We start from the raw sequence: 12,512 nt of genomic DNA, 5'->3' as shown, positions 1-12,512 counted from the left end.
CTTTTAGGGGTCACTTCAGAGTATAGGCTCTTTTTCTTATTTATCCTAATTTAAACTTTTAACGAGCCACGAAAACCTCTGGCAGCATAGTAAGAGTCTGCTCCATTGTGGTACACGAAAACATGTCCGAAGCGATAATCGCAAAATAGAGCACCACCGAGTTCTCGAATATCTGAAGGTGTTTGTACCCAACTTGATGATTTCATGTCAAAATCCCCAAGTTGTTGCAATTCCCGATATTGTTCTTCCGTTAATAGTTCAATGCCCATAGCATTTGCAACATCAATAACATTATTTTCTGGTTTATGTTTTTTTCTTGATTCTAACGCTTCAAGATCATAACAAAGACTTCTGCGGCCTTTAGGACTCTCCTTTGAACAATCATAGAAAGTATATTCGTCCTTTTCTTCATCATAACCGACTACATCCGGCTCACCGCCAGTTACTTCCATTTCGTTAAGTGACCATAATTTTTCAGCATTAGCTTCTATCTTAGCTTCAACCTTAGCCCATTCAAGACCTTCATGGCGGTTCATATTTTTCTCAAAACGAGCTTGCAATACTTTCAATAACTCTTGACGTTTTTCTACTAGTAAGTCATTTTTATTTCCTGTCATATTAGTCCTCCCTGATGTGTGTACAGATATTAGTTTAAGTATATATTTTATAATAAATCATCTCAAGATGAAGACCGTTTCAGCCTTATGTCTTGTACAAACATCCATTATAAAGTTCTAAAACCCTCCATACTTTCTCCAAGAATATAGTGTGAAAACCACATCAAATTCTGCTTCATAATAGCTACATTCATTCCCGGCTGATTAGGACTATATGCCATTCCTTTAAATATAATTAATTCTGTATCCACTTCCATATCCATTAATCCTTGATATAGATCATATGCATTTGTAATTGGAATTCTTGCATCCTTTTCTCCATGCTGAATTAAGGTAGGCGTACAAGCTGATTCAATATACGTCATAGGTGATGTCTTCGTATATATCTCTGGATCATTCCATGGAGTATTTCCTAAATACATTCTAATAAAGTAAGGTATATCTGTATTTACATAATGGGTACTCCAGTTAGTGATTCCACCGCCAACTGAAATAGCTTTAAATCGACTACTAAATGTAGAACAGAAAGCTGATACATATCCACCGTTGCTCCATCCCATAACTCCTACTCTATCCTTGTCTACCATCCCTTTTTCTACTAGTTCATCCACTCCAGATATAACATCATCGTAGTCAGCAATCCCCTGTTTTCTATAGTTAGCTTTTAAAAATTCATTACCATAACCTGAACTTCCTCTGTAATTTGGTTCTAAAACGATAAAGCCTTTTTCAATAAACTGTTCAATCGGATATTTCTCATTGAAGCAGTCTGAAAATATCGGAAAAGACGCCCAAGCCGGACCGCCGTGAATTACTACTAATAAAGGATATTTTTTATTAGTATCAAACTCTACTGGCGTTGATAAAACACCTTCTATTTCAAGACTATCGCTACTTTTCCATGAGATGATTTCCCTGTTACTTCTAAGTTTCCCTTTGAAAAAGCTATTTTCATCCGTTATTTTTTTATCGTCTAAATAGATTTCAAAGGTTTCATTTGTTATTGCCTTATTGTAGGATATATATTTGCCATCCTTTGTTATAGAAGCATCCATTATAAAGCCATCTACTTTTTCGCTTAATATTTCCACAGTTCCATCTTCAGCTAGCAACCCAATAAGATAATTCGTTTTATTCTGCCATCTAATTAAAATCCCTTTAGCTGTCCACTGTAATGGCATAACCGTACTATCAAAATCTGTTAAAGGTTGAATTAGCTCTCCATTATGAATATCATATATCTCTAACGTACTATCTTGTATATAGTTTCTATAGTAATCCCTCTCTCTTATGCTTGCTGAGTAACAAATTTTGCTGCCCTCTGGAGAAAAGCAAACACTCCCTCCCAACAATTTATCCACATTCAGCTTTTGTAGCTCTCCAGGTTTAATATGGAGTATGTATAGATCTCCATTTATATAATCTGCCATATTTGAGCTTGGTGTCGCCATAAATACAACCTTTTTACCATCATTTGAAATATCAAATTCATGGATATGAAAATCCTTACCATCAGTTAATCGATAAACAACTCTGTTCTCATGTTCATCTGTATCACTTTGTATCACCTTTTCTATTTCAATGTAATATAAACAATTATTCTGGTGTTCCTTACTTACATGATCGAAATCTCCATATAATTCCTTACGTTTCTTTATTTCCTCACATTCTTTTGACTGTGCAACATAATAAAAACCTTTGCCAGCAGGATCCCATTTGAATGTACTAATTCCTTCCTTCTCATCAGTAATTTGAACCTCGCTATAACCATCTAGCGACTTAACAAATATCTGATTTTTCCCATCACCAACTGGACTAAGATATGCGATACACTTAGCATCTGGAGACCATAATGGGTGTGTACTATCTATATCCCCATTTGATAATGGGTAACTCTGCTTCTTATCTTTTTCATATATCCATACATGATTCCTATATGTATTGTCTTTCCAATCAGCCGTCTTCTTTACAAATGCTACGTTTTTACCATCATCACTTATGTTTGTACTTGATAAGGTTGGTAATGAAATAATCTCTTCTATACTTAGATATGTTTTTTTAATCGTTTTCATCAATATCCCCCCTGAAATGTCCATAAATCTCTCGTCTCTTTTTGTCGTAATAAAAGAAATTGTTCATGAATACTTAAAATAATAACGAAAAATTCAGATAAATAAAAGTGAATTCGATAAAGTAAAACTTTAATCTATAGGGTTCTATCCACTTACCAATTCTAGATGTTATTTTTCGACACAAAAACACCCCTTTAGATAAAATATCTAAAGGGGTGCAAATTTGTAAATTTATTTTAAAGCTACAACTATATTTATTAACCTACCAATCTCCTACTCAACAGTAACAGACTTAGCTAAGTTACGTGGCTTATCAACGTCACACTCGCGGTGAAGTGCTGCGTAGTATGAAATAAGTTGTAATGGAATAACTGCTACTAGCGGTGCTAGTGCTTCGTGTACAGCTGGTAATACGAAGCTGTCTCCTTCCATTTCTAAGCCTTTCATTGAGATGATACATGGGTTAGCTCCGCGTGCTACTACCTCTTTCACGTTGCCGCGAATTCCAAGGTTTACGTGCTCTTGTGTAGCAAGTGCGATAACTGGTGTACCATTTTCGATTAAAGCGATTGTACCGTGTTTTAACTCTCCTCCAGCGAATCCTTCTGCTTGGATGTAAGAGATTTCTTTTAGTTTTAACGCACCTTCTAATCCTACGTAGAAGTCTACGCTACGTCCGATGAAGAAACAGTTACGCGTTGTCGCTAAAAATTGTTTTGCTAATGCGTCCATTTCTTCTTTTTGATCACAAAGTTCTATCATTGCATTTGCTACAAGTCCTAGTTCGTGTGTTAAATCGAAATCAAGAACTTCACCTTTTGCTTTAGCAATATCAGCTGCTAAAATTGAAAGTACTGCAAGCTGTGCTGTGTAAGCTTTCGTTGATGCAACTGCAATTTCTGGTCCAGCATATAACGGAAGTGTATAATCAGCTTCACGAGAAAGAGTAGAACCAGGCACGTTTGTAATTGTTAATGCTTTATGACCCATTTCATTTGTTTGTACAAGTACTGCACGGCTATCAGCAGTTTCACCACTTTGTGAAATGTAAATGAAGAATGGTCTTTCTGTTAATAATGGCATGTTGTAAGAGAATTCACTTGCTACATGCACTTCAACTGGCATTTTTGCAAACTTCTCGATAAATTGTTTTCCAACAAGACCTGCATGATAGCTCGTTCCACATGCAATGATGTAAATACGATCGCTATCTAAAATCGCATTGCGAATGTCTTGATTTAATTCAATCTCGCCATTTTCATCTTGATACTTTTGAATTATATTACGGATTACAAGTGGTTGCTCATCGATTTCTTTAAGCATGAAATGAGGGTATGTTCCTTTTTCAATATCACTTGCATCTAATTCCGCTGTAAACGGTGCACGTTCAATCGTTTCACCTTGTAAGTTTTTAATTGTAATACTTTCTTTCGTTACGATTACGATTTCTTTATCCATTAACTCAATAAATTGATCTGTAACTTGTAACATCGCCATAGCGTCGCTCGCCACAACATTAAAGTTGTCACCAACACCTACTAATAGCGGGCTTTTGTTTTTAGCAACATAAATCATGTTTGGATTTTCAGCATCAAGTAATCCGATTGCATAAGAGCCATGTAAAAGAGATAGCGTATTACGGAACGCTTCTTCTACACTTAATCCTGTGCTCACTTGTTGTTCCATAAGCTGTACGATAATCTCTGTATCTGTTTCACTTACGAACGTTACATCTTGTAAATATTCCTTTTTCACTAATTCATAGTTTTCAATTACACCGTTATGAACTAGTGTAAAGCGTTTTGATGTACTTTGATGCGGATGCGCGTTTACTTTACTTGGAACACCGTGTGTAGCCCAGCGTGTGTGTCCGATACCTACGCTTGCTGCTACATTCTCATCTACGATTTCACGAAGTTTTGCGATACGGCCTTTTTCTTTGTATACAACAACACCGTTCTCTGCTTGTACTGCAATACCTGCTGAATCATATCCACGATATTCTAGCTTTTCTAAACCTTTTAATAAAATTTCCTTTGCATCTTGCTCTCCAATAAATCCTACGATTCCACACATGTTTAGTCGCCGTTACAAATGCTTACACTGCTCTGCGAACATGTAACGACATAGTCCGATACCATTTTTATTTATACTAAAAAACGGATTACATATTGCTAGCCCTGTAAGCTTGTAACGGCTTTCACCTTCCTCTCGATTGGGTTTAAGTCCGTATATACTTATACAGCTAGTTTTCATCCGTTCCTCTTCTCTCATCACACTTTCACCTTTGTCCACTAAGTCACCTTAATGATTTAAGTAAAAGTTTGCGGTTGTGATGAACAACCGGGAGTCATCCGCCGAAATCTCGATAAACCCCACCTCGTCAACTACACTATTTGTAGTTCTGGCGCTTTTATAATTTACAATATTTCCTTTGAGAAAAAGAACAAGACCATCTTATAACAAACATGGATAAACCGTCAATGAAATTTTTTTCATCGTCTATAAAACATATGAAAAAGGAGCACTTTTTGTGCTCCTTTTTCATATAAATTCAGCTAATTACTCAGCGCCAACTTCGGCTTTCACAACTTCTACAATGCGATGTACATATGCATCACAAACTTCTTGTGTTGGTGCTTCTGCCATTACACGAATAAGTGGCTCTGTTCCAGATGGACGAACAAGAATACGGCCATCACCGTTCATTTCTTCCTCTACAACACGAATAATTTCTTTAATTTTTTCATTTTCTAATGCTAATTTTTTATCTGTTACACGAACGTTTACTAGCAATTGTGGGAATTTCGTCATTTCTCCTGCAAGCTCAGATAATGGTTTTTTCGTCATTTTCATGATGTTTACAAGTTGAAGTGCACTTAACATTCCGTCACCAGTTGTAATGTAATCAAGTAAGATAATATGGCCTGATTGTTCTCCACCTAAGTTGTAACCACCGCGTTTCATCTCTTCCATTACATAGCGGTCACCAACTGCTGTTTTATCACTTGTAATATTGTTTGCTTCAAGTGCTTTGTAGAAACCTAAGTTACTCATAACAGTTGAAACAACTGTATTATGTTTTAATTGACCAGTTTCTTTCATGTACTTCGCACAAATAAACATAATTTGATCACCGTCAACGATGTTTCCTTTTTCGTCTACAGCAATTAAACGGTCGCCATCGCCATCAAAAGCAAGTCCAATATCCGCACCTTTTTCTTTTACCAATTCAGCTAAGCCTTCTGGATGTGTAGATCCTACACCCTCGTTAATATTCATACCGTTTGGAGAAGTTCCCATTGTTGAAATATCAGCTTCTAGGTCTGCAAATAAGTATGGAGCTAGAGAAGAAGTTGCACCATGTGCACAATCTAAAGCGATATGTAGGCCAGAGAAATCTTCTTCAACAGTTTGTTTAATGTACTGTAAATATTTTTGTCCACCTTCAAAGTAATCGCTCACTTGTCCAAGATTAGTACCTGTCGGACGTGGTAGTTCATCAACTTCTTTGTCTAATAAAGCTTCAATCTCAGCTTCTTGCTCATCTGTTAATTTAAAGCCGTCTGAACCAAAGAATTTAATACCATTATCTTGTACTGGATTATGAGATGCAGAAATCATAACACCTGCTTGTGCATCTAGTGCTTTTGTTAAATAAGCAACGCCCGGTGTAGAAATAACGCCAAGGCGCATTACTTCTGCTCCAGTTGATAATAGACCTGCTACTAAAGCTCCTTCTAACATATGGCCAGATACACGTGTATCACGACCGATAATTACTTTTGGACGATCTGTATCTTTTGTTAATACATAACCACCAAAACGCCCAATTTTGAAAGCTAATTCAGGTGTTAACTCCTTATTTGCAACTCCACGTACTCCATCTGTACCAAAATATTTACCCATTATGATTCGCTCCTTTTTCTTGCTCTTTTTGATTATGGTTATCTACCGTTGGTTCTTGACTAGTTTCTTTATCTTTATCTTTATCTTGATTTTGGTTTTGATTATTTTCCTGTTCCGTTTCTTTTTCTTGATTGGATTCAGGATTTTTTGGCTTCTCATTTTGATTTTCTTGATTGGTGTTTGAATCCGGTTGTTGACCGTTACCTTGTACTTCTTTATCTGGTTTTTCTTTCTTTACAATAGTAACTTTAGCACTTTTTTGTTTTGGCTCTATTGAAATATTACCAGGTCCACTCACTTGAATAGAAATATCTTTCGTCCCTGAAGATACATTTTGCAAATTAATTACCGCTGTTATTTGGGCAGCTGTTATTTTATCTACTATACTTGCTTCTCCTGAAATATCAACACTTATCTTTCCATCTTGCGGCGAAATTAGCTGAGCCGTAACATCTTTAGAAAGTCCATTTTTTTGGATTGGGATGCCATCAATCGTTTTTGTTTTCGTTTGTTTTGTTTTTTGCACTCCCACCGAAACCTTCACTTGATTCGGTTTTGCACTGGTTACACCCTTGGGTAATAAAACAGAGGCATCGAATGTTGTAGACTCTGTCAATTGACTAAGATCTACTTCGACCCCCTCTAGCGATTGTATATTATCCAAAATATCTTTTGGACCAGCTATTGTTACTTCTCTCGGCTCGACACTGATATTTGTAACTGCCAATCCTTCTGCTAAACTCCCCTTCTTCGTATACGTTACAGGAACAGTTTTTTCAGTATTATTGGCTGTAGTTTGCGTTGCCACATTCAATGTTACACTAATTTTAGATGGACTTGTTCTTACATTTAAACGTTTTCCTTCTTTATTGTATAATGTAACTTCGGGCGTTTTTGTAACAGTTTTATTAACACCTTTTAAATCAACATACGCTTTGGCAGATGAAATGCTTTCAATTTCTTCTTTCGTCCCAACTACCTCAACAGTATCCGGTTTAATGCTTGATTTTTCGAGAGTAGCCCCCGCTGGCATTTGATCCTCATTTGATAATTTCAAATCTACATGAACATATTTTCTCGCCTTTTCATGAAGAGTAACTTTAATTGTTGATGGCTGAACTGTTCCTTTCACATCGTCTGGAAGCCCGTTCGTTTTTAAAGAAATCTCATAAGTTCCTTTTGGACTATCTCGCAAATCAATTGGTATGTCAAATTGTTTTTTTGCTTTTGCTGTAGCAACTGATGCTTTTGGGCCTTCTAACTTCACCTTAACGCCCTCTGCTGGAATACCACTTACAATATATTTCTCCTCATCATACTTAAGATTAATCTCATAATTAGTTAATGTTTCTTTCGTATCATTTGCAAAAGGTAATATACCTGATGTCGTATTTTTCTCAGTTAACGTCGCTGACATAAAAAGCATACACGCCAATAGTAATGAGATCCCTTTTAAAAACCAATGATTCTCCATTAACTTATCCATGACGCTTTCTCCTCCAATTCCATAAAGACGAAGAAGTCGTTTTTTCGTTCCCACTAAATTCAGCTAATAACATATCCTTCAGCTGTTCTGTCTTCAAATCACGATGCAACTTACCATTTTTCGTTAAAGAAATTTGACCAGTTTCTTCAGACACAACTACTGTAATACTATCAGTAACTTCACTAACTCCCATTGCAGCACGATGCCTAGTTCCTAATTCTTTAGAAATAAACGGACTTTCTGATAATGGAAGATAGCATGCTGCTGCTTTAATTGTACTTCCTTGCATAATTACCGCTCCGTCATGAAGAGGTGTATTTGGAATAAAAATATTAATAAGTAATTCCGATGATACGTTTGCATTCAGCGGAATACCCGTTTCCACATAATCACCCATACCGGTCTCTTTTGACAAAGTAATTAATGCACCTATTCTACGTTTCCCCATATATTCGGTTGCTTTTGCTATCGCTGTTGCAACCATTTCAGGTTCATCATCCTCATGCGGTCCAACACGCGAAAATAAACTCCCGCGCCCTAGCTGCTCAAGTGCTCTTCGCAATTCTGGCTGAAAGATAATAATAACGGCTAAAAATCCCCATGTTAATACTTGTTCAGTTAGCCAAGATAACGTATGCAATTCAAGGAAAATACTAATCATCTTAACGACAATGATAACTGTAATCCCTTTTAAAAGTTGAACAGCTTTCGTCCCTCGGATTATGAGAATCAGCTTATATATAATAAACCATACAATGGCAATATCTAATGCCGTACTAAGATATTTCAAAATGGTCGTATCTTCAAAAGGCATGCTATCCCTTCCTCCTACTTACGAGCAATTCTATCCATATATTGAAATATTGTTTTATGCTCTATCTGTATGTATTTCCAACAACTAGTTAATTATACCATACATGAAACAAACGACAATTACAAACAACCCCCTTTAGCTCAAATTGGTAAGATGTCAAACATTTTTATCTTACAGTATAATATAAATCATTATTATACGCCTATTTTCAAATAAAAAAAGCAACTTCTCAGTTGCTTTTCTTACATTTATTTTAGTTTTTCACCGAATAAAGAACCCATTAAAGCAACTGCTGTTGTTGCCGTTCTATTTCTCTCATCTAAAATCGTATTTACCTCAACAAATTCAGCAGATGTGATAATATCCGCTTCTGCTAACATTTCCATCGCCAAGTGGCTTTCACGATAAGATAAACCACCAATTACAGGCGTCCCAACACCTGGTGCATCATGAGGATCAAGACCATCTAAATCTAATGATAAGTGTACACCATCAGTATGAGATAAATATGCGATTGTTTCTTCCATAACAGCCGTCATCCCCATACGATCAATTTCATGCATTGAGAACACTTTAATACCTTCATTGCGAATGAAATCTTTTTCTCCTTCATCCAATGCACGCGCACCGATAATTACGACATTCTCTTTTTTCACCTTTGGATATGCTCCATATAAATCTACAAGTGAAGAATGTCCATAACCTAAACTTGCTGCAAGTGACATACCGTGAATATTTCCAGATGGTGAAGTTTCCTCTGTATTTAAATCACCGTGTGCATCATACCAAATAACACCTAAGTTTTTATAATGTTTTGCTACACCAGCTAATGTACCGATAGCAATACTATGGTCACCACCTAATACAAGTGGAAAACGACCTTCTTCTATAATATGATCCACCTTACTTGCTAATTCATTACATACAGTTGCAACTTGTGTAAGGTTTCTTAATTTTGTATTTTCATCTATCTCTTTTTCTCTCTCTATACGTATATCTCCCATATCTTTAACGTTATATCCAATTTCTTCAATTCTTTCAATTACCCCTGCATAACGGATTGCGCTCGGTCCCATATCAACGCCACGACGCATCTGCCCTAAATCCATTGGAACTCCAATAACTGAGATTTCTTTTTTCATAGATAGTATCCCCCTTCTGTGCCTTCACTAAATATTTTAAATCTTTTATATAGTCTGACTCAACTCGACATTTTTCTGTATGGATATACAAATTATTCACTTATATTCACGTTGAAAATCAAATTTCAAGACTATTCTATGTATAAAGTTAACTTAATGAAACAATCACAATCACTATTATTAAATAATAATAAAAAAACAACCCTACATTTAGAAGTTTTTTTCTGAAGCTATTTTCCATACTGTTGCAATATTCTTCGTTGTCATTTCAATATTTTCTTCTGCTACTCTATATGCTTCTTCTAGTGTCATCGGTCTCGTTGTAATACTAAATACCGCATCTATTCCTTTCTCGTACACGGCTGAATAATCAGATGATACAGACCCTCCAATGGCAATTACAGGCACAGAAAAACGTTTCGCACGCCCCGCAACACCAACAGGAGCCTTCCCATATGCAGTTTGTTCATCTATTCTACCTTCACCAGTTATAATGAGATCTGCATCTTCTATATGTTTATCGAAATTTGTATAATCCAATACAATTTCAATGCCCTTTCGCAAGTCTCCCTTTAGCACTGAAATAACAGCCGCTCCCATTCCTCCTGCTGCCCCTGCACCAGGTATTTCAGATACATCAGAAGATACATATCTTTTAAGGATATTCGCATAATGTTTTAAATTCTCATCTAGCTCTTTCATCATCTCTACATTCGCACCCTTTTGTCTCCCAAATACGAAAGATGCTCCCTGCATTCCGACTAATGGATTATCCACATCACATGCCGCTTCTATCTTTATCCCCTTTAAGCGTGGGTCCATTTGTGAAAAATCAATAGCAACAATCGAATGTAACGTACCTCCAGATGGATCTATTACTTCACCCTTGTCATTTATAAATCTTACTCCTAAAGCTGCTAACATGCCTGCCCCACCATCATTTGTAGCACTTCCTCCAAGTCCTAAAATTATGTACTCCGCCCCTTGATTTAGCGCATGTAATATAAGTTCTCCTGTTCCTTTTGTCGTTGTAATAAGTGGGTTTCGCTTTTCAACTGGAACGTGCTGTAATCCTGATGCTGCTGCCATTTCAATAAACGCTGTCTTTTTATCTTTAGACACGCCATAAAAAGCTTGCACACTTTCTCTAAGCGGTCCTGTCACACTAATTGATATAATTCTCCCCCCTGTAGCATCAACAAGCGATTCAACCGTCCCTTCTCCTCCATCTCCAATTGGTATTTTCACATACTTTGCATTAGGAAAAATTGCTCTAAAACCTCTTTCAATAGCTTCACATACTTCTATAGCTTTTAGGCTTTCTTTATATGAATCAGATGCAATAACAACTTTCACAATTATCCCCCATCCCTTATTTTTACGTTTTCTTCATTTTAAACGATAAATATAAAAGTTGTCTATTTAAACACAAAGAACATACCATTTGCTATTTAAAATAGCTTTTTGGTGGAGCCTAGCGGGATCGAACCGCTGACCTCCTGCGTGCAAGGCAGGCGCTCTCCCAGCTGAGCTAAGGCCCCAAAGTAATAAAGGGAAGACGGGATTCGAACCCGCGACCCCACCTTGGCAAGGTTGTATTCTACCACTGAACTACTTCCGCGAAAATGGTGAGCCATGAAGGATTCGAACCTTCGACCCTCTGATTAAAAGTCAGATGCTCTACCAACTGAGCTAATGGCTCGTAAATGGCTGGGCTAGCTGGATTCGAACCAGCGCATGACGGAGTCAAAGTCCGTTGCCTTACCGCTTGGCTATAGCCCATTAATATTTACTAGTATGGTTATCTTCTCAAAAAAATAAACCCTTTCAGGTTATTTTTAAGAAAATGGTGGAGGGGGGCAGATTCGAACTGCCGAACCCGAAGGAGCGGATTTACAGTCCGCCGCGTTTAGCCACTTCGCTACCCCTCCGACATTTAAACATATATGGTGGAGGATGACGGGATCGAACCGCCGACCCCCTGCTTGTAAGGCAGGTGCTCTCCCAGCTGAGCTAATCCTCCAAAAGTGGTGACCCGTACGGGATTCGAACCCGTGTTACCGCCGTGAAAGGGCGGTGTCTTAACCACTTGACCAACGGGCCAAAAATTTAAAAACTTTTCCAAGCTTCCAACCGGGCTTGAACCGGTGACCTCTTCCTTACCATGGAAGTACTCTACCAGCTGAGCTATGGAAGCATAATGGCTCCGCAGGTAGGAATCGAACCTACGACCGATCGGTTAACAGCCGATAGCTCTACCGCTGAGCTACTGCGGAATAATACAAGCCTGGCAACGTCCTACTCTCACAGGGACAAGGTCCCAACTACCATCGGCGCTAGAGAGCTTAACTTCCGTGTTCGGTATGGGAACGGGTGTGACCTCTCTGCCATCATTACCAGACTTTTATCATTATACACATTCTTTTCAGAATGTCAAAAGGAATTTTAAATATATATTCCTTCAAAACTAGA

The 12,512-nt window shown here is 37.4% G+C and carries 9 protein-coding genes, 9 tRNA genes and 1 rRNA gene; all 19 read right to left on the bottom strand.

Annotated elements, in window-relative coordinates:
• Positions 1-50: 50 nt before the first annotated feature.
• The 19 genes from DN400_RS19645 to rrf all read right to left on the bottom strand — a co-directional run bounded on the left by DN400_RS19645 (position 51) and on the right by rrf (position 12,441).
• Positions 51-617, bottom strand: coding sequence for a DUF4256 domain-containing protein (locus DN400_RS19645; protein WP_000147403.1), 567 nt, complete (start codon positions 615-617; stop codon positions 51-53).
• A 107-nt stretch (positions 618-724) separates the two neighbouring features.
• A complete protein-coding gene (locus DN400_RS19640; protein WP_141484276.1) occupies positions 725-2,689 on the bottom strand; it encodes a S9 family peptidase in 1,965 nt (654 codons plus the stop codon).
• Positions 2,690-2,962: 273 nt separating this feature from the next.
• Positions 2,963-4,765: a glutamine--fructose-6-phosphate transaminase (isomerizing) gene (gene glmS / locus DN400_RS19635; RefSeq protein WP_000334155.1), complete on the bottom strand. Its 1,803-nt coding sequence runs from the start codon at positions 4,763-4,765 to the stop codon at positions 2,963-2,965.
• A 12-nt stretch (positions 4,766-4,777) separates the two neighbouring features.
• Complete coding sequence (locus tag DN400_RS19630; protein ID WP_001206405.1) at positions 4,778-4,963, bottom strand: hypothetical protein; 186 nt, start codon at positions 4,961-4,963, stop codon at positions 4,778-4,780.
• Positions 4,964-5,251: 288 nt separating this feature from the next.
• Positions 5,252-6,598: a phosphoglucosamine mutase gene (glmM, locus tag DN400_RS19625; RefSeq protein ID WP_000521476.1), complete on the bottom strand. Its 1,347-nt coding sequence runs from the start codon at positions 6,596-6,598 to the stop codon at positions 5,252-5,254.
• Complete coding sequence (locus DN400_RS19620; protein WP_098015053.1) at positions 6,591-8,084, bottom strand: CdaR family protein; 1,494 nt, start codon at positions 8,082-8,084, stop codon at positions 6,591-6,593. The genes glmM and DN400_RS19620 overlap by 8 nt, the downstream gene beginning before the upstream one ends.
• Positions 8,077-8,898 (bottom strand): diadenylate cyclase CdaA, encoded by an 822-nt coding sequence (cdaA, locus tag DN400_RS19615; RefSeq protein WP_001115694.1) that lies wholly within the window; start codon positions 8,896-8,898, stop codon positions 8,077-8,079. The genes DN400_RS19620 and cdaA overlap by 8 nt, the downstream gene beginning before the upstream one ends.
• 248 nt (positions 8,899-9,146) lie before the next feature.
• Positions 9,147-10,040: an arginase gene (gene rocF / locus DN400_RS19610; RefSeq protein WP_000711581.1), complete on the bottom strand. Its 894-nt coding sequence runs from the start codon at positions 10,038-10,040 to the stop codon at positions 9,147-9,149.
• A gap of 210 nt (positions 10,041-10,250) precedes the next feature.
• Positions 10,251-11,396 carry a glycerate kinase gene (locus DN400_RS19605; protein WP_097997504.1) on the bottom strand — a complete coding sequence of 382 codons (1,146 nt, stop codon included), beginning with the start codon at positions 11,394-11,396 and terminating at the stop codon, positions 10,251-10,253.
• Between the two features lie 109 nt (positions 11,397-11,505).
• Positions 11,506-11,581, bottom strand: a tRNA-Ala gene (locus DN400_RS19600).
• Between the two features lie 9 nt (positions 11,582-11,590).
• Positions 11,591-11,662, bottom strand: a tRNA-Gly gene (locus DN400_RS19595).
• 4 nt (positions 11,663-11,666) lie between these two features.
• A tRNA-Lys gene (locus DN400_RS19590) sits at positions 11,667-11,742 on the bottom strand.
• A 5-nt stretch (positions 11,743-11,747) separates the two neighbouring features.
• Positions 11,748-11,822: transfer RNA gene (locus tag DN400_RS19585), tRNA-Gln, on the bottom strand.
• Positions 11,823-11,887: 65 nt separating this feature from the next.
• Positions 11,888-11,971: transfer RNA gene (locus DN400_RS19580), tRNA-Tyr, on the bottom strand.
• A 16-nt stretch (positions 11,972-11,987) separates the two neighbouring features.
• Positions 11,988-12,063 (bottom strand) — tRNA-Val (locus DN400_RS19575).
• Positions 12,064-12,068: 5 nt separating this feature from the next.
• A tRNA-Glu gene (locus DN400_RS19570) sits at positions 12,069-12,143 on the bottom strand.
• Between the two features lie 21 nt (positions 12,144-12,164).
• Positions 12,165-12,237, bottom strand: a tRNA-Thr gene (locus DN400_RS19565).
• A 4-nt stretch (positions 12,238-12,241) separates the two neighbouring features.
• Positions 12,242-12,316: transfer RNA gene (locus tag DN400_RS19560), tRNA-Asn, on the bottom strand.
• A 9-nt stretch (positions 12,317-12,325) separates the two neighbouring features.
• Positions 12,326-12,441 (bottom strand): 5S ribosomal RNA (gene rrf, locus DN400_RS19555).
• Positions 12,442-12,512 lie beyond the last annotated feature (71 nt).

This window comes from Bacillus sp. AR8-1 (assembly GCF_008042345.1).
GTDB classification, from domain to species: domain Bacteria; phylum Bacillota; class Bacilli; order Bacillales; family Bacillaceae_G; genus Bacillus_A; species Bacillus_A cereus.
This window is presented reverse-complemented; position numbering and strand designations above follow the sequence as displayed.

What these genes read in the sequence shown, in the direction of transcription:
- DN400_RS19645 (WP_000147403.1), bottom strand. Translation starts at nt 617, where the DNA reads ATGACAGGAAATAAAAATGACTTACTAGTAGAAAAACGTCAAGAGTTA.
- DN400_RS19640 (WP_141484276.1), bottom strand. Translation starts at nt 2,689, where the DNA reads ATGAAAACGATTAAAAAAACATATCTAAGTATAGAAGAGATTATTTCA.
- glmS (WP_000334155.1), bottom strand. Translation starts at nt 4,765, where the DNA reads ATGTGTGGAATCGTAGGATTTATTGGAGAGCAAGATGCAAAGGAAATT.
- DN400_RS19630 (WP_001206405.1), bottom strand. Translation starts at nt 4,963, where the DNA reads ATGAGAGAAGAGGAACGGATGAAAACTAGCTGTATAAGTATATACGGA.
- glmM (WP_000521476.1), bottom strand. Translation starts at nt 6,598, where the DNA reads ATGGGTAAATATTTTGGTACAGATGGAGTACGTGGAGTTGCAAATAAG.
- DN400_RS19620 (WP_098015053.1), bottom strand. Translation starts at nt 8,084, where the DNA reads ATGGATAAGTTAATGGAGAATCATTGGTTTTTAAAAGGGATCTCATTA.
- cdaA (WP_001115694.1), bottom strand. Translation starts at nt 8,898, where the DNA reads ATGCCTTTTGAAGATACGACCATTTTGAAATATCTTAGTACGGCATTA.
- rocF (WP_000711581.1), bottom strand. Translation starts at nt 10,040, where the DNA reads ATGAAAAAAGAAATCTCAGTTATTGGAGTTCCAATGGATTTAGGGCAG.